Here is a 16,345-nt window from a genome sequence, read left to right on the forward strand (position 1 = left end):
AAAATACCATGCTCGATATCCGCATCGTTCCCGACAAGGCGACCCTCGGCGCCCAGGCAGCCGCGCTTGGCGCGGATGCGATCCGTGAGGCGCTGGAGCGCCATGGCGAGGCGACGATCATCGTCGCCACCGGGGCGAGCCAGTTCGAGGTGCTGCAGCATCTCGTTGCGGCCGAGGGCATCGACTGGTCGAAGGTGACAGCCTTTCATCTCGACGAATATGTCGGCCTGAGCGAGGCCCATCCGGCAAGCTTCCGGCGCTATCTGCGTGAGCGTTTCGTTGCTCCGCTGGGCGGAGCGGTCACATTCATCCCCGTCGACGGCGAAAACGACCCGCAAGCCGAGACGCAACGGCTGAACACGCTCATCGCCGGCCGCCGCATCGATGTCTGCTTTGCCGGCATCGGCGAGAACTGCCACCTCGCCTTCAACGATCCGCCGGCCGATTTCGAGACGACCGAGCCTTATATCGTGGTGACGCTGGACGAAGCCTGCCGCCGCCAGCAATTCGGCGAGGGCTGGTTCGAGAGCTTTGAGGCCGTGCCGCAGCGCGCGATCTCGATGAGCGTGCGGCAGATCATGACGAGCAAGCTGATCGTCCTCTCCGTGCCCGACGAGCGTAAGGCCAGGGCGACCCGCGACGCCGTCGAAGGCCCGGTAAGCCCGCTGCACCCGGCCTCGATCCTGCAGACCCACCCCAACACGGTGCTGTTCCTCGACCCGCCGGCGGCGTCGCTGCTGGCCAAGGCCTGAGGCGGCGCGATGCGGATCTCGGCCGGTCTCGTCGATCTTCAGGTCAACGGCTTCGCCGGCGTCGATTTCAATTCCGGCGCGATCACCGCCGCCGAACTGGACCAGGCGCTCGAAGCGATGCTCGCAACCGGCGTCACCACCTGCCTGCCGACGATCATCACCGCCCATCCCGATGAATTGGAAGCGCGCTTCAAGGCGCTCGATGCCGCCGTCGCCGCCAGCAGGCTGGGGCCGGCGATGTGCCCCGGCTACCATCTCGAAGGCCCGTTCCTGAATCCCGCCGCCGGCTATGCCGGCTGCCACCCGCCCGATGCGATGACGGCAGCCGATTCCGGACTCGTCGAGCGCCTGCAGGAAGGGCTCAAGCGGCGGATCCTGATGGTGACGGTCGCGCCGGAAATCGCCGGTGCCGCAGCATTGATCGAAGCCACGGTCCGGCAAGGGCGCATCGTCGCGCTCGGCCATACCGCCGCCGATTTCGATCAGGTCGCGGCGGCGGCCGAAGCCGGCGCAACGCTCTCGACCCATCTCGGCAATGGCATGCCACAGACCGCCCACAAGCTCGCCAACCCGATCTTCGCCCAGCTCGCCGAGGACCGGATGTGGGCAAGCTTCATCGCCGACGGCATCCATATCCATCCCAAGGCCCTGCAATCGCTGATCCGGGCCAAGGGATTGGCGCGCTCGATCCTCGTCACCGACGCGGTGGTCGGCGCGGCAGCCCAGCCAGGCCGCTACGATTTCGCTGGCATGAGCGTCGAGCGCCTCGCCGACGGTTCGGTTCGGCAGACCGGCACCGCCCTGCTCGCGGGCTCGGCGCTGTGCCTCGATGCGGCAATCCGCAACGTCGTCGCCTGGGGGCTGGCAACCCCGGATGAAGCGATCGCGATGGCTTCGCGCCACCCGCTCGCCGTGCTCGCGCCGGCCTTGGCTGCGCGGGGTATCGCGCTCGCGGACAGCGAGGTCGAATGGTCCGACGATCTGAGGGTCCGGCGCGTGCGCGTCGACGGAACCGAACGCCGTTTCGGCATGGCAGAGACGGTGCACTAAAGCGTTTTCGAGCGAAGTGGATACCGGTTCGCGTGAAGAAAACGCGTTAAAACAACGATTTAGAGCAGTCACGACAACAGGGGAGAGACCGGATGAAACAGGATCTTACGAGCATCAACCGCCGCACGGTGCTGGGCGGTCTGGGCGCAATCGCAGCCGGTGCGCCCGGCGCTTTTGCGGCGTCGCCGGCGCTGCCGAGCGCGCCGGTCACGATCAGCATCATCGATGTCGGCGGCGCGCTCGCCCTGATGCAGAAAGCCTTCGAAGATTACCGCACGGCCAACCCCAAGCTGGTCTCGCGCATCGCCTTCGTGAAGGCGCCTGCTCCCGAGCTCGCCAGCAAGATCAAGGCGCAGCAGGAAGCCGGCCGCGCCGATCTCGACCTCGTCCTCACCGGCAGCGACGGCCTCGCGGCCGGGCTCGACCAGAAGCTCTGGCTGAAGATCCTGCCCGATTTCACCGACAAGTTTCCAAAGATCGAAGAGAACTACGAGCCGGCGGCGCTCAACCTGCACAAGGTCCAGGGCGACGGCTTCGGCGTCGTGGTCAACTACTACCCGTCAGGCCCGCTGCTCGAATACGCCCCCGAGCGGGTGAAGACCGTGCCGACGACGGCCGAAGAGCTGCTCGCCTGGGCCAAGGCCAATCCGGGCCGCTTCATGTATGCTCGCCCGACCAATTCGGGACCGGGCCGCACCTTCATGATGGGCCTGCCCTATATCCTCGGCGACAAGGACCCGCAGGACCCGGTCGGTGGCTGGGACAAGACCTGGGCCTATCTCCAGGAACTCGGCCAATACGTCGAATATTACCCGGCCGGCACCGGCGCGACGATGAAGGAGTTCGGCGACGGCTCGCGCGATATCATCATCTCGACCACCGGCTGGGACATCAATCCGCGCGCGCTCGGCATCGTCCCGAAAGAGGCCAAGATCCAGACGCTGAAAGGCTTCCACTGGGTCTCGGACGCCTTCTTCATGTGCGTGCCCAAGGGCGTCCCCAATGACCGCCTCGCCGTGGTGCTCGACATGATGGCCTATGTGCTGACGCCCAAGGCGCAGGCCTATGCCTATGACGAGGGCTATCTCTATCCGGGCCCGGCGGTGAAGAACGTGCCGCTCTCGCTCGCCCCGGAAAGCAGCCAGAAGGTCATCGCCGAATTCGGCCGCCCGGAATATGCCGACCTCATCGCCAAGAATCCGATCGAGCTGCCGCTGAAGCCCGAGAAGATGGTCGTGGCCTTCCGCAAATGGGACGAGCTGGTCGGCGCAAAGCGCGCACGGTAGGACGTAAAGTCTCCGCTCGTAACCCGACCGTCATCCTGGACAAGCGGCGAAGCCGCGCAGAGCCGGGATCCATCGTAGAGCGCAACACTCTACGATGGATCCTTGTGCCCCGCGGGGTTTGTTCTAGGGCCGATCGAAAATCGAACCCGAGGGCTAGAGCCCGGACTACGCGACGGTTCTGCGCATAGGTAACCGCCTCGTCAGAGCCTGTTGGCAACCTCTTGAGCCCTCATCCTGAGGAGTGCTCCGCAGGAGCGCGTCTCGAAGGATGCTCCAGGAGGCTCCGGAACCATCTGGAGCATCCTTCGAGACGCCGCTTCGCGGCTCCTCAGGATGAGGGCTAGAGTTTCCAAACAGGTTCTCAGGCCGCCGCCAGCGGCATGACATCGCTCTGGTCGAAGCCGACCGCCACGCTCTGGCCGGGCTTGAGCGCGGCGATCTCGTCGCTGCCCTCGGCCAGCGCCATGATCTCGCGCCCACCGGCGCTGAGCAGGATGCGGTAGCCCCGGCCGATGAAGATCACCGACAGTATCTCGGCCTGGATCATGCGGTCGCAGACCCTCGCCTGCTCGCCGAGGCGCGTCTTCTCCGGCCTGACGGCGACCTCGCCTGCCTCCATCGCGATGAAATTGCACTCGCCGAGGAAGCTTGCGACGAAACGGTTCGCCGGCTTCGCATAGAGCTCCTGCGGGCTCGCCGTCTGAACGATGCGGCCCTTGTCCATCAGCGCGATCCTGTCGGAGAGGAAGAGCGCCTCCTCCTGGTCATGCGTGACATAGACGACGGTCGCGCCGACGGCCGCATGCAGCCGCTTGAGTTCGAGCTGGATCGACTGGCGCAGATTCTTGTCGAGCGCGCCGAGCGGCTCGTCCATCAGCAGGATGTCGGGGCGGATGACGAGCGCGCGCGCCAGCGCCACACGTTGCTGCTGCCCGCCCGAAAGCTGGCGCGGCTGCCGCTCGGCCAGCGCCGCAAGGTCGACCAGCGCCAGCGCCTCCTCGACGCGGGCTTCGACTTCCCGTTTCGCCAGGCGCCGCATCTCCAGGCCGAAGGCGACGTTGCGGCGCACGCTCATATGCGGGAACAGCGCGTAATTCTGGAAGACCATGCCGATATTGCGCTTCGACACCGGGATGGGGCCGATATCCGCGCCGCCGACCAGGATCGCGCCGGCATCATAGCTCTCGAAGCCGGCGATGGTCTTGAGCAGCGTCGTCTTGCCCGAGCCGGAGGCACCGAGCAGCGTGCAGAACTCGCCGGCGGCGATCTCCAGCGAGACGCCGTCCAGCGCTTTGGTGCGGCCGTAATGCTTGTCGAGCGTGCGGATCGAGACGGCCTTGCCGAGAGCGGGAATGGTCATGTCATGTGCGCTTCGAGACGAGGAGGTTGGCGCCGAGCACCAGGATCGTCACCAGGATAATGAGGCAGGAGGCGGCGATGATGGTCGGGTCGATCTCATGCGCGACGCCCTCATACATCAGCTTCGGCAGGGTCCGGCTGCGGATATTGGTCAGGAACAGCGCGATGACGACGTCGTCGAAGGAGGTGATGAAGGCGAAGATGGCGCCGGCCGCGATGCCAGGCGCAATGCCCGGCAGCATGACCCGGCGAAACATCGTCGGCCATGACGCGCCCAGGCCCAGCGCGGCGAGTTCGAGATTGCCGTCGAAGGATTTCAGCGCGGCCCGCACGGTGATGAAGACATAGGGCGTCGCCAGCACGACATGGCCGAGCGTCACGCCCCAGATCGAACCGACGAGGCCCGTCGGCGCCAGCAGGTAGTAGAGCCCGACCGCCAGGATGATCACCGGCACGATCATCGGCAGGATGAACAGCGTCTCGACCAGGGCGCGCCAGCGCGGCCGCATCCGCGAGACCCCGAGCGCAGCCAGCGTGCCGAGCCCGACCGAGATCACCACCACCAGCGCCGCGATCTGCAGCGAGCGCGTCAGCGCCGCCATCCATTTGCTGGTCGAGAAGAAGTTCTCGTACCAGACCAGGCTGTAGCTGTCGGGCGGGAAGCTGAGGAAGGGCGAGGAGCCGAGGCTCATCGGGAAGACGATCACGATCGGCGCGATCAGGAAGGCTGCGACCAGCACAGCCGCGACGACCGTCGCCCAGCCGCCCCATGAGCGCCCGCGCGAGGTCACGGTGAAAGGCTCGCCCGCCTTGCCGCCGCCGCCCTCGATCAGGCGGTCGAGGCCGAAGCGGCGCTGGAACAGCGCCAGCAGCGAGACCGTCGCGACCAGCAGGACGCTCGCCAGCGCCGCGGCGAAAGGCCAGTCGAGCTCCTTGTTGATGTTGGTGGCGATCATCTGGGCGATCATCGTCTGCCCCGGCCCGCCCATCAGCGCCGGCGTCAGGTAGAAGCCGATCGCGTTCATGAAGACGATCATCGCGCCCGCGACCACGCCCGGCGCCGTCAGCGGCAGGATGATGCGGCTGAAGATGGTGAGCGGTCCGGCGCCCAGGCTCTCGGCCGCCTGGACCGTCGAGAGCTCGAGATTGCGGAAGGCGGCATAGAGCGGCAGCACGACGAAGGGCATCAGCACATGCGTCATGCCGATCAGCACGCCCGAGAGATTATAGACGAAGGCGATCGGCGACGCGGTCAGGCCGCCCGCCATCAGGAGCTGGTTCACCACGCCATTGCTCTGCAGCAGGATGATCCACGCCGTGGTGCGCACCAACGCGCTCGTCCAGAACGGCAGCAGGACGAGGATCAGGAGCAGGTTGCGCGTGCGCGGCCCGACCGTCGCCATGACATAGGCCAGCGGGTAGCTCACAAGCACCGAGAGCCCGGTGACAAGACCCGCGATGCCGAAGGTCGTGCCCAGCACCGAGCGATAGACCGGCACGTCGATCAGGCGCTGGAATTGCGCCAGCGTGAAGGCGCCCTCGCCGAAGGCGAGCCGCAGCAGGGACAGGACCGGCGCGGCAAACAGGACGGCGAGCACGAGCGCGAAGGGCGCGAGGCCGAGCCAGACCGGGAACCCCTGCCCGACCGCGCTGCGGCTGCGCCCTTCGCTGGTGGCGATCACGGTCACGCGGCCAGCCTCACGACACGAACAGCCGGCGCGGGAAGTTGGTCAATCGCTCGCAGCCATGATCCGTGACGGTAATGGTCTCGGACATGCCGAACCCCTTCGCCAGCACATAGGTGTGGAAGGTCATGCCGGGCACGAAGGACCAGCTCGCCTTGGGCTCGGCTTCCAGCGGCTCGCCGCCATTGGGCTGCAGCATCAGCCCGACCGAGTAGAAGGTCTTGTTGGTATAGGTCTCGCGCAGTCCCGCCGCGAGCACGCCCTCGCGATAGATCGCATCCGGCACGGTCGCCGCCACGCCCGGTTTCACCGCCGCGATCGCCGCGTCCTGGATGGCGATCAGCTTCTCCACGATGGCATGCTCGGCGTCGGTCGCCTGCGCCACCTTGATCGGCCGCATGAAGCGGGCGTGGTAGTGCCGGACATTGGGCGTCGTCTCCAACTGGACGATGTCGCCCCGCTCGAGCACGCGGTCGGAATAGCCGCCATGCAGGTGATAGGCGCGCTCGCCGGAGGAGAGCACGCCCGGCCCCGGCAGGTCGCTGCCGGCGCGGATCATCGCGGCGCAGATCTCGGCCGCCATCTCACGCTCGCTTGCCCCGGCCTTGGCCGAGGCGATGCCGGCCGCCATGCCCGCTTCCGCGGCCTTGCCGGCAGAGCGCTGATAGGCGATCTCGGAGCTGGATTTGATGAAGCGCATTTCGGTGGCGAAACGCGAGGCGTCGCTCCATTGCGCCTCCGGCAACGCCGCGCGCAAGGCATGATAGCGCGACACGCTCAGCGGCCAGGCCTGCATCTCGACGGCGAGCCGCGCCTTCGCGCCGACTGCTTCGCGGATGGCGCGGGCCGCAACCGCATGACGATCGTCGGAATCGGTCCACATCACCCGCTTCGGGAAGACGCAGGTCGCGTCGAGGTAATATTCCTCGACATCGCGACAGAACAGCACCGGCTCGCCATCGGCGGGGATGATCGCGAACTGGAAGCTCGTATAGCCGCGCGTGAAGAAGCCGGTGAGATAGGTCACCGTCTCCGGCAGGAAGGCGATGAACGCATCCTGCCCCGTCCGCACCAGCTCGGCCCGGATCTTGTCGACCCGCGCGAGATAATCCTCGCGCGGGAACCAGTAGCTGGGGGTCGCCATCGTCATTCCTTGAGCATCGCCTTGTAGGCTTCCGTCACCTTCGCGCCGTTCTCGGCCCACCATTCGATGTCGAGGAAGAGCGCGTTCTTGAGGCGTTCGGGCGTGGAAGGCAGGTTGGCGGCGCGGCTTGCGTCGATCGAGGCCCAGGCCTGTTCGGTCACCGGGCCATAGGCGACATATTCGCTCAGCCGGGCGTTGTTCTCGGGCTTGACCATGTAGTTCAGGAAGGCGACGGCCTCGGCCTTGTTGGGCGCGCCCTTGGGGATCATGAAGAAGCCGACCTGCGGGATCTGCTGGTCCCAGGCCATCGCGATCGGCAGCTTCGAGTCGATGCCGGCCTGGAAGCGGCCGTTCCAGCCGAGCGCCATGACGACGTCGCCCGAGCCCAGCGCCTGGACGGGCTGCGCCCCGCTCGACCACCAGACCGCGACCTGCGGCTTCAGGGCGCGGATCTTGTCGAGCGCGCGCTTGAGGCCAGCTTCGCTCGAAAGCGTCTTGTAGACATCGGCCATCGGCACGCCATCGGCGAGCAGCGCCGCCTCGACCACCGTCTCGGGCGCATCGGGCAGCGTGCGCTTGCCCGGGAATTTCGCGGTGTCCCAGAAATCGGCGAAGCTCTTGGGCTGCGCGCCCGTGGCCGGGAAGGCCTTGGTCGAATAGCCGATCAGGGTCGAGAAGATCTCGGAGGGAATGGCGTAGTCGTTGCGCGCACCGGGCAGGACATGGTCGGTCTTGACCATGTCGGGCGTGATCTTCTCGAACAGGCCGAGCTTGACGCCGCGCATGAGCCCGCCGCCACCGCCGGTGACCACGTCCCAGGTCACCGATTTGGTGTCGACCATCGCCTTGATCTTGGCGGTATCGGGGCCGGTATCCTCCTCGACCTTGATGCCGCTCTCCTTCGAGAACGGGGTGATCCAGGCCTTGCGGATCGCCTCCTGATAGGCCCCGCCCCATGAGGCGAAGGTCATCTCCTTGGCGGATGCCGCGACCGGAGCGAGCAGAGCCGCCACGGCCGCTGCGATGAGCAGCTTCTTCATCACGCTTCTCCTCATATTGGACGCGGGCTACGCGGCCGTGGCGCCGCACAGGGCGGCGAATTTGCTGAGCATGGTCTTGGCGGGCAGCGCCTCGTCGGCGGTCGCCTTGAGCTGTTCGATATCGGCGCCGTCGCGCTCCATCGTGGCGCGGCTTTGTTCGAACCAGACCCGCGCCTGCGCCTGCGTCACCTCGGGATGGCCCTGGATCCCCCAGATTTTCCGGTCGCGATAGCGCCAGATCTGGTTGGGGCAGAGATCGCTGGACGCCAGGATCGTCATGTCCGGATGGTCGGCGCGCACCTCGTCATTGTGCCAGACGAACATGTAGACGCGCTCGCCGATCGCGTCGGCGATCAGGTCGGTCCGCGCCGCCGGCGCGACATCGAGCCATTTGTTGCCGACCTCGCAGAAGGAGCGGCGAAACACCTGGTCGCGCCCGCACAGCGCCGAGCCCAGGATCTGGCTGCCGAAGCAGACGCCGAGCATCGGGATGTCGAGGCTCTCGGCCTCGCGGATCAGGTCGTGCTCGCGACGGATGAAGGGCACGTCCTCATAGGCGCCATGCGGGCTGCCCGAGAGAAAGATGCCGTCATAACCGTCGAGCCGTTCGGGGAAGTCGCCGTCATAGGCCCAGCGCGCATCGACATCGAGCCCCCAGGAGGCGAAGCGCTCGGGCAGCTGCGCGACCGAGTCCCGGCTCGGCCCGTTCTGCAGGAAGAGCAATCGTCCGCTCATCTCGTCGTCCTTTCCCGGCTTGCGCGCCATGAGCTGATGCTGAGCCGCTTCACCGCGCATCCCTCGCCAGCGTTCCCGCCAGCAGGTCGAGGATGCCCTGGCGGGCATTGTCGATATGGCTTTGCATGGCCCGCGTGGCAGCCTCCGCATCGCCGGCCTCGATCGCGGCCAGAATGGCGAGGTGCTCGCCCTTGCCCGGATCGAAGCGGCGCGGAATCCGGGCCAGGCCGAACATCCGGGTCCGCTCGCGCAGATCCTTGACCATGCGCGCCATCAGCCCGTTGCCGCCGGCCTCGGCGATGGAGAGATGCACCAGATCGTCCACCGACCAGTGCTTGTCATGCGAGACGGCCGCCGCGCTGACCATGCCCTCGACGGCGGCACGGATCTCGGCGATGCGCGCCGGCGCGAGCCGGCCGGTCGCCAGCCGCGCCGTCTCGCCTTCGAGGACGCGACGGGTCGCCAGGATTTCCATGACGTCCTCGATCGAGACCGAATGAACGGTGAGGATCCGCCGGTCGCGGCGCAGATAGCCCTCGCCCGCCAGCCGGCCCAGCGCTTCACGAACCGGCGTCCGCGACAGGCCGAGCTTCTCGGCCAGGCGGCGATCCTGGACGACCGCGCCGCCAGGCAATTCCCCGACGAGGATCATCTGCCGGATCTGCTGCTTGGCGCGCTCGGCGAGCGACTCGTCGTTGTCGTCGGCAAGGCTCGCGCCGGAAAGGCTTGATGACGTGGTCAAAGGCATTGGCTCCTTGTGGGATATTTTTGGTATACCAATGGGACACGTCAAGAGCCTATAGGCGCAAAAGCGCCCAATCAGCGAGCGGGATCAGCTAAAAATTAGGCAGAGGATGTCAGCACAGGCCTGCGTGACCAGCGCAGGGAATGAGCGGCGCTGAGATGACGGGGCCACGCCTGTCGAAAACGGAACAGGAAGCGCAATAATCTCAATATGATATAGTCAAAAATCAAGCACGCGATCATCCCGGGCGGAGCGAAGCGCAGACCCGGGAGCCATGCCGGAGCGCCGCCTGGTTAGGCTCTGGAATGGATCCCGGGTCTCCCTGCGGTCGCCCGGGATGACCGCGTGGTTATATGGAGAGCCCAATCACCCGAATTGAGCCCGATTGTTTCAGGCCAATCCCCTCAGGTGATGCGGCGCACGCTCTCGGCGATCTCCTCCGGCTCGAAGAGCCGCTTCCAATCCGGCTTGAGGATCGTGTCCTTGCCGAAGACGATCGCCTTGTTGCAGGCGTCGGAGAACACGCCCTGGACCTGCTCGAAGGTGACGGCGGCGAGGATGTTCATATGGCCGAGCAGGAAGTCGCGCGCCGCCTCGCGCGGCACGCCGCGTGCGATCGCCTCTTCCATCGCCTCGCGCATCGCATCCAGCAGCGTGGCGCAGACGGTTTCCGACAGGCCGGGTTCCAGGATCGCCATCTGCTCGACCGTGACCCGGTGCGAGCGCATCACCGGCGCCCAGATCGCACGCGCGACCTCCTCGCCGAGCGCGTAATGCGCGTCGGGCCCCTGCATCAATGCGTTGACGATATGCTGCTTGGCGGCGATGCCGCCGAAATGGTCCGCCTTTGCCGCCGGATCGGTCTCGTCGTTGAAGATCGGCGGATGGCAGGGATGGGTGACGAAATAGGTGATGTCGGCGCGCTCGGGCAGATGGCCGGCATGCGGGGCGGCGGCGTCGAGGATGACGACCATGGTGCCGGGGGTAAGCTTCGGCACGAGATCATGCGCGACCGCGCCCACCGCGGTATCCGGCACCGCCAACACGACGACATCGGCGCCCTGGATGGCCGCAGCCGCATCGACGCAATCCACGCCATAGGCCTGCTTCACGCGCTCGCGGCCGGCCGGGCTGACCTCGACATGGCGCGTCTGGAAGCGCGACCTGGCGAGGTTGCGCCCAAGCCGCATCCCCATCTTTCCACCAGCGCCGAACAATGCAACGACCGTCATGCTTCTCTCCCGATAGCCGCCTGCTTGAGCAGGCTGTTTGACATGCTGGCTGATTGATACGATTGAACCCGGCGCATCCCGCGAGACGCCCTCCCCGGATCAAAGCCGCTGCGCCCACCCCTGGCAAGCCATGGAAAGCCGGGACCAGCAGCTAGCGCTCGATCCGCGTCGACAGGATGATCGAGGACATCGTCCGCTCGACACCCTCCAAAGCGCCGATCCGATCGATGAGCTGGTCAAGCTCACCGATCGAGGGCGCCACCACGATCGCGATCATGTCGAAATGCCCGCTGACGGAATGCAGCGTGCGGACCTCCGGAATCCGGCGCAGTTCCGCCTCGACCTTGGGCGCGAGCTTCGGCATCGCCGTGATCAGCACATGCGCCTTGACCAGCCCCCTCTCGTGATCGTCGGAAAGGCGAGCAGTATAACCGGCAATGACGCCGCGCCGCTCCAGCCGCTCGATCCGGCTTTGCACGGTGGTGCGCGACAAGCCGAGCTTGCGGCCAAGCTCGGCGACCGGCGCGCGGGCGTTCTCGGTCAAGAGCACGAGCAGGAGGCGGTCGGTCTGGTCTATCGTCATCTTGCGCAATGCTTACGGCGATCTGCCGAAAAATACCATATGAATCGTCGTGTTCGCGGCTTCTATCCGATGAAGCTGCGGGCGACCATCGCTTTCAAGGACAGTAGCCGAGGGCGAAGACGATGCGCGACGTGGTGGTGGTTGGTGCGGGCAAGATCGGGGCGACGATCGCCGACCTGCTGGGTGGAAGCGGCGATTATCGCGTCATCGTGGCGGATCGCTCCGACGTCCAGCTCGCCGGCACCCGCAAGAGCGCGACCGTCTCGACCCAGACGATCGACATCGCAGATAGCACCGCCCTGAACCAACTGCTCGCCGGCCGCTTCGCCGTGCTCAGCGCCGCGCCCTATGATCTGACGACGCGGATCGCAGAAGCCGCCGCCCCGCTCGGCGTGCATTATCTCGACCTGACCGAGGATGTCGCGAGCACGAAGCGCGTCAAGGAGCTGGCTGTCGACGCCAAGGCGGCGCTGATCCCGCAATGCGGTCTCGCGCCCGGCTTCATCTCGATCGTCGCCGCCGACCTGGCGCGCGATTTCGACACGCTGGATTCGCTCAAGCTCAGGGTCGGCGCCCTGCCGCAATATCCCTCCAACGCGCTCGGCTACAACCTGACCTGGAGCACGGACGGGATCATCAACGAATATTGCGAGCCCTGCGAGGCGATCGCCAATGGCGAGCATGTGCTGGTCCCGGCGCTGGAGGAGCGCGAGGAGTTTTCGCTCGACGGCGTCACCTATGAGGCCTTCAACACCTCAGGCGGGCTCGGCACGCTCTGCGAGACGCTGGCCGGCAAGGTCCGCACGCTGAACTACCGCACCATCCGCTACCCCGGCCATTGCGCTCTCATGAAGATGCTGCTGCAGGATTTGCGCCTGGCCGATCGTCGCGACGTGCTGAAGGACATCTTCGAGAATGCGCTGCCAAGCACCTTGCAGGACGTCGTCATCGTCTTCGTCACGGTGAGCGGACGCAAAGGCGGCCGCCTCGTGCAGGAGACCTACGCCCACAAGATCTATAGCGGCCTGGTCGACGGCGTGATGCGCAGCGCCATCCAGATCACCACCGCGGCCGGCATCTGCACGGTGCTCGATCTGCTCGCCGACGGAGCCCTCCCGCAAAGCGGCTTCGTCCGGCAGGAGGACATCACGCTTCAGGCCTTCCTCGCCAACCGCTTCGGCCAGGTCTATGCCCGGGCGCAAGACCATGGCGACATGCCGGCAAGCCAGACCAGCCGCGCCGCCTGACAAGGCGGCGAGCATATCCGTCCGGGCTCGGCAAGCGCCCGGATGCAGGGAGCACATGCACGCAAGGGAATTGGCAGCACCCCGAACGACCGGCCACAAGAGTCGAAAAGGGTATTGGGACAGGAAACGACCAGAGCAGGATGCGAGAAGGCCGGCTTCGGCTTTCGCGTGAAACCTGCTCTTCATCCGGCTCTGGGAGGGCAACGAGGCGATGGGGCGACGCGTACTGATCGCGGAATTCATGCATGAGACGAACACCTTCAGTGTTCAGCTCACCGGCCAGGACGCCTTCGAGGCGCATGGCGTCTATCTCGGCAACGCTATCCCGCAAGCCTTTCGTGGCACGCGAACCGCGATGGGCGCAGCCTTCGAGGCCGCCGAGACCTTCGGCTGGAGCCTCGTTCACCCGCTCGTGACGGGCGCCAACCCCTCCGGCCGCGTCTTGGACGCGGCTTTCGAGCTCTTCGCCGGCCATATCCTCGACGCCAGCGCCGGCGTCGATGGCGTGCTGCTGCATCTCCACGGCGCGATGGCGACGGAAAGCTCCGATGATGGCGAAGGCGAGTTGCTCGCCCGGCTGCGAAAGCGGCTTGGCCCCGACATCCCGATTGTCGCCGTCCTCGACCTTCACGCCACCTTGACGCAGCTCATGGCCGACGGCGCCAATGCGCTGATCTCCTACCGCACCTATCCCCATATCGATCAGTACGAACGGAGCTGGCAGGGCGCGCGCTTGCTCGAAAGGGCGATGGCCGGCGAGATCAGGCCGAAGGTCGCGGTCGCCCGCCGCCCGATCCTCTACGCGCTCGATGGCGGCCGCACGACCTCGCCGCCCTTCAAGGAATTGCTGCGCCGGGGCGACGCGCTGGAGGCCTCGGGCGAGGCGCTGGTCGTCAGCGTGCAGGCCGGCTTCTCCTCCGCCGATGTCCACGATATCGGCCCCTCCGTCGCCGTCACCGCCAATGATCGCAGCCAGGCTCAGGCCATCGCCGAGGAACTGATGGACTACGCCTGGGAGCAGCGGCATTTCTCCTCGATCAGCTTCACGCCATTGGCGGAGGCCATGGCCCGCGCCAAGGCCGGCGAAGGGCGACATGACAAGCCGCTGCTGATCTCCGACTATTCCGACAATCCGGGCTCCGGCGCCTATGGCGACGCCACCAATCTGCTGCGCGCCGTGCTCGATGCCGGGCTCCGCAATGTCGGCTTCCACGCGATCCGCGATCCAGAAGCCGCGCTCGCCGCCCAGGCAGCCGGCGTCGGCAACCGGGTCAGGCTCAAGCTCGGTGGCAAGGTCGACCCATCGACGGGTGGAGCGCCGCTTGATCTCGACGCCCATGTCGTGGCGCTGACCGACGGCCACTTCATCGCCTATGGCCCGATGGGCGGTGGCGTCTGGCGCAATTACGGCCTCTCGGCCCTGCTGCGCGTCGACGATGTCGAGATCATCGTGATCACTCATAACGGCCAGGCGACCGATCTCGCCCAGTTCACCTCGCTCGGCGTCGATCCGGCCCGCAAATCGACCCTGATCGTCAAATCGATGCAGCATTTCCGCGCCGCCTTCGAGCCCGTCGCATGCGAGGTGCTGGAGGTCGACACCGGCGCGCTCTCGACCCGCAACTTCAAGACCCGGCCCTATCGCAAGGTGCGTCGGCCGATCTTCCCTCTCGACGACATCTGACGACGACCGGCCCTGAAGCGCCGGCAACCACAAGGCAACCGGAGGACAGCGATGACCAAGGCGAGCAAGGTGGCAATGAGGTCCGCCCCATGAGCGTGCAGGCCGATATCGTATTGCGCAACGGCCCGATCTGGTGCGGCCGCGAGGATGGGGTCAAGCAGGCGCTGGCGCTCTGGCAAGGCAAGGTGCTCGCTGCCGGCCAGGACAGCGAGATCGCGCCGCTGATCGGCCCCGGGACACGGGTCATCGATCTGAAAGGGCGGCTGGCCACGCCGGGCCTGAACGATTCCCATCTCCATCTGGTCTCGCTCGGGCTGACCATGGACTGGGTCGATTCAAAGCCCGCCGCCGCCCCGACGCTGGAGGCCTTGCTCGGCGCCATCGCGGCCCGCGCCGCCAAGGCCAAACCCGGCGAATGGATCCTCTCGCGCGGCTACGACCAGACCAAGCTCGACACCGGCCGTCATCCCTTCCGCGAGGAACTCGACCGCGCAGCCCCAGACAATCCGGTCATGCTGGTGCGCACCTGCGGCCATATCGCGATCTGCAATTCGGCGGCGCTCGCGCTGGGCGGCATCGATGAATCCTCGCCTGCGCCGCAAGGCGGGCTGATCGAACAGCAGAACGGCCGGCTCACCGGCCTGCTCGCCGAGAACGCCCGCGCCCCGGTCCAGGCCGCGATCCCGCTGCCGAGCGAGGCCGAGATCGTCGCCGCGATCGAGCGCGCCGGGCATTACCTGCTCTCGCTCGGCATCACCAGCTGCATGGACGCTGCCGTCGGCCAGAAGGCGGGCTTTGCCGAGATCGCCGCCTATCACCGCGCCAAGCGCGACGGCCGCCTGCCGGTGCGCAGCTGGCTGACGCTGCTCGGCGACGAGGGCCGTTCGATCGTGCCGCAATGCCACGCCGCCGGGCTGATCTCGGGCACCGGCGACGACATGCTGATGATCGGCGCGGTCAAGCTTTTCCTCGACGGCTCGGCCGGCGGCCGCACCGCCTGGATGAGCCAGCCCTATCTTGGCGACGACAAGACCACCGGCGTCTGGATGCTGGACGATGCTGAACTCGAGCGCATGGTCATGGATATCCATGCCAAGGGCTATCAGCTCGCCTGCCACGCTATCGGCGACGCCGCGATCGAGCAATTGATCACGGCTTATGAGAAGGCGTTAAAGGCCCATCCCGACCCGGACCGGCGCCATCGCGTCGAACATTGCGGTTTCTCCACGCCCAGGCAGCATGAGCGCATGGTCGCGGCCGGGATCTATCCCTGCCCACAGCAGGTCTTCATCCATGATTTCGGCGATGCCTATGTCAAGGTGCTCGGACCGGAACGCGCTCTGCCGAGCTATCCGTTCAGGACCTGGTTCGATCTCGGCCTGAAGCCTGCGACCGGCAGCGACGCGCCGGTCTGCGACCCCGATCCCTTCCCGAACTTCCACGCCATGCTGACCCGCCAGACCTGGCGCGGCACGGTGATGGACGAGGCCCAGCGCGTCTCGATCGAAGAGGCTTTGCAAGCCTACACCGAGTTCGGCGCCTTCTCGCAGAAGCAGGAGGCCGTGAAGGGCAGGCTCGCCCCCGGTTTCCTGGCCGATGTCGCGGTGTTCTCGCGCGACCTGCTGACGGCAGCGCCCGACGAGATCTTGAAGGACACGCGCTGCGATCTGACGATCCGCGGCGGCGTCGTCGTATTCGAGCGCGAGTCGGCCGCAAGCTGACTGCGCCAAGCCAGCCAGGCGCGGAAGGCCGGAGAGATCCGGCCCCAACCGCGCCGGCAACACGGAAAAGCCGCAGCCAGGC

General features: G+C 66.5%; 14 protein-coding genes. 6 read left to right on the forward strand and 8 right to left on the reverse strand.

What is annotated here, in order from left to right; genetic code table 11:
* Positions 1-8: 8 nt before the first annotated feature.
* The 3 genes from CYD53_RS21155 (at position 9) to CYD53_RS21165 (ending at position 3,088) form a co-directional block, all read left to right on the forward strand.
* On the forward strand, positions 9-752 hold the full coding sequence (locus CYD53_RS21155) for a glucosamine-6-phosphate deaminase (protein ID WP_103720062.1): 744 nt from the start codon (positions 9-11) through the stop codon (positions 750-752).
* Between the two features lie 9 nt (positions 753-761).
* Positions 762-1,802: an N-acetylglucosamine-6-phosphate deacetylase gene (locus tag CYD53_RS21160; RefSeq protein ID WP_103720063.1), complete on the forward strand. Its 1,041-nt coding sequence runs from the start codon at positions 762-764 to the stop codon at positions 1,800-1,802.
* Between the two features lie 92 nt (positions 1,803-1,894).
* On the forward strand, positions 1,895-3,088 hold the full coding sequence (locus tag CYD53_RS21165) for an ABC transporter substrate-binding protein (RefSeq protein ID WP_103720064.1): 1,194 nt from the start codon (positions 1,895-1,897) through the stop codon (positions 3,086-3,088).
* Between the two features lie 361 nt (positions 3,089-3,449).
* Here the strand turns inward: CYD53_RS21165 and CYD53_RS21170 are convergent, their stop codons facing one another.
* The 8 genes from CYD53_RS21170 to CYD53_RS21205 form a co-directional block, all read right to left on the reverse strand.
* Entirely contained in the window at positions 3,450-4,448 is a 999-nt protein-coding gene (locus tag CYD53_RS21170) for an ABC transporter ATP-binding protein (RefSeq protein WP_103720065.1), read from the reverse strand.
* Between the two features lies 1 nt (position 4,449).
* The gene (locus tag CYD53_RS21175; RefSeq protein ID WP_210202396.1) at positions 4,450-6,135 is read right to left on the reverse strand and encodes an ABC transporter permease subunit; all 1,686 of its coding nucleotides are present in this window, start codon (positions 6,133-6,135) and stop codon (positions 4,450-4,452) included.
* Between the two features lie 10 nt (positions 6,136-6,145).
* A complete protein-coding gene (locus CYD53_RS21180; RefSeq protein ID WP_103720100.1) occupies positions 6,146-7,276 on the reverse strand; it encodes a M24 family metallopeptidase in 1,131 nt (376 codons plus the stop codon).
* 2 nt (positions 7,277-7,278) lie between these two features.
* Positions 7,279-8,316: an ABC transporter substrate-binding protein gene (locus tag CYD53_RS21185; RefSeq protein ID WP_210202397.1), complete on the reverse strand. Its 1,038-nt coding sequence runs from the start codon at positions 8,314-8,316 to the stop codon at positions 7,279-7,281.
* Positions 8,317-8,343: 27 nt separating this feature from the next.
* Entirely contained in the window at positions 8,344-9,051 is a 708-nt protein-coding gene (locus CYD53_RS21190; RefSeq protein ID WP_103720101.1) for a type 1 glutamine amidotransferase, read from the reverse strand.
* 49 nt (positions 9,052-9,100) lie between these two features.
* Positions 9,101-9,793 carry a GntR family transcriptional regulator gene (locus tag CYD53_RS21195; RefSeq protein ID WP_210202398.1) on the reverse strand — a complete coding sequence of 231 codons (693 nt, stop codon included), beginning with the start codon at positions 9,791-9,793 and terminating at the stop codon, positions 9,101-9,103.
* 407 nt (positions 9,794-10,200) lie between these two features.
* Entirely contained in the window at positions 10,201-11,028 is an 828-nt protein-coding gene (locus CYD53_RS21200; protein ID WP_103720068.1) for a phosphogluconate dehydrogenase C-terminal domain-containing protein, read from the reverse strand.
* A gap of 151 nt (positions 11,029-11,179) precedes the next feature.
* The gene (locus CYD53_RS21205) at positions 11,180-11,611 is read right to left on the reverse strand and encodes an Lrp/AsnC family transcriptional regulator (protein ID WP_103720102.1); all 432 of its coding nucleotides are present in this window, start codon (positions 11,609-11,611) and stop codon (positions 11,180-11,182) included.
* A gap of 122 nt (positions 11,612-11,733) precedes the next feature.
* Between CYD53_RS21205 and CYD53_RS21210 the strand changes: the two genes are divergently transcribed.
* The 3 genes from CYD53_RS21210 to CYD53_RS21220 all read left to right on the forward strand — a co-directional run bounded on the left by CYD53_RS21210 (position 11,734) and on the right by CYD53_RS21220 (position 16,263).
* Positions 11,734-12,858 (forward strand): saccharopine dehydrogenase family protein, encoded by a 1,125-nt coding sequence (locus tag CYD53_RS21210; protein ID WP_103720069.1) that lies wholly within the window; start codon positions 11,734-11,736, stop codon positions 12,856-12,858.
* A gap of 211 nt (positions 12,859-13,069) precedes the next feature.
* On the forward strand, positions 13,070-14,542 hold the full coding sequence (locus CYD53_RS21215; protein ID WP_103720070.1) for a M81 family metallopeptidase: 1,473 nt from the start codon (positions 13,070-13,072) through the stop codon (positions 14,540-14,542).
* Positions 14,543-14,631: 89 nt separating this feature from the next.
* Positions 14,632-16,263, forward strand: coding sequence for an amidohydrolase (locus tag CYD53_RS21220; RefSeq protein ID WP_103720071.1), 1,632 nt, complete (start codon positions 14,632-14,634; stop codon positions 16,261-16,263).
* Positions 16,264-16,345: the final 82 nt, after the last annotated feature.

Source organism: Allobosea psychrotolerans (assembly GCF_002917105.1).
In the GTDB taxonomy this organism is placed as follows: domain Bacteria; phylum Pseudomonadota; class Alphaproteobacteria; order Rhizobiales; family Beijerinckiaceae; genus Allobosea; species Allobosea psychrotolerans.

Excerpts from the sequence above, each read along its gene's own strand:
- CYD53_RS21155 (WP_103720062.1), top strand. The coding sequence starts at position 9 with ATGCTCGATATCCGCATCGTTCCCGACAAGGCGACCCTCGGCGCCCAG.
- CYD53_RS21160 (WP_103720063.1), top strand. The coding sequence starts at position 762 with ATGCGGATCTCGGCCGGTCTCGTCGATCTTCAGGTCAACGGCTTCGCC.
- CYD53_RS21165 (WP_103720064.1), top strand. The coding sequence starts at position 1,895 with ATGAAACAGGATCTTACGAGCATCAACCGCCGCACGGTGCTGGGCGGT.
- CYD53_RS21170 (WP_103720065.1), bottom strand. The coding sequence starts at position 4,448 with ATGACCATTCCCGCTCTCGGCAAGGCCGTCTCGATCCGCACGCTCGAC.
- CYD53_RS21180 (WP_103720100.1), bottom strand. The coding sequence starts at position 7,276 with ATGGCGACCCCCAGCTACTGGTTCCCGCGCGAGGATTATCTCGCGCGG.
- CYD53_RS21185 (WP_210202397.1), bottom strand. The coding sequence starts at position 8,316 with ATGAAGAAGCTGCTCATCGCAGCGGCCGTGGCGGCTCTGCTCGCTCCG.
- CYD53_RS21190 (WP_103720101.1), bottom strand. The coding sequence starts at position 9,051 with ATGAGCGGACGATTGCTCTTCCTGCAGAACGGGCCGAGCCGGGACTCG.
- CYD53_RS21200 (WP_103720068.1), bottom strand. The coding sequence starts at position 11,028 with ATGACGGTCGTTGCATTGTTCGGCGCTGGTGGAAAGATGGGGATGCGG.
- CYD53_RS21205 (WP_103720102.1), bottom strand. The coding sequence starts at position 11,611 with ATGACGATAGACCAGACCGACCGCCTCCTGCTCGTGCTCTTGACCGAG.
- CYD53_RS21210 (WP_103720069.1), top strand. The coding sequence starts at position 11,734 with ATGCGCGACGTGGTGGTGGTTGGTGCGGGCAAGATCGGGGCGACGATC.
- CYD53_RS21215 (WP_103720070.1), top strand. The coding sequence starts at position 13,070 with ATGGGGCGACGCGTACTGATCGCGGAATTCATGCATGAGACGAACACC.
- CYD53_RS21220 (WP_103720071.1), top strand. The coding sequence starts at position 14,632 with ATGAGCGTGCAGGCCGATATCGTATTGCGCAACGGCCCGATCTGGTGC.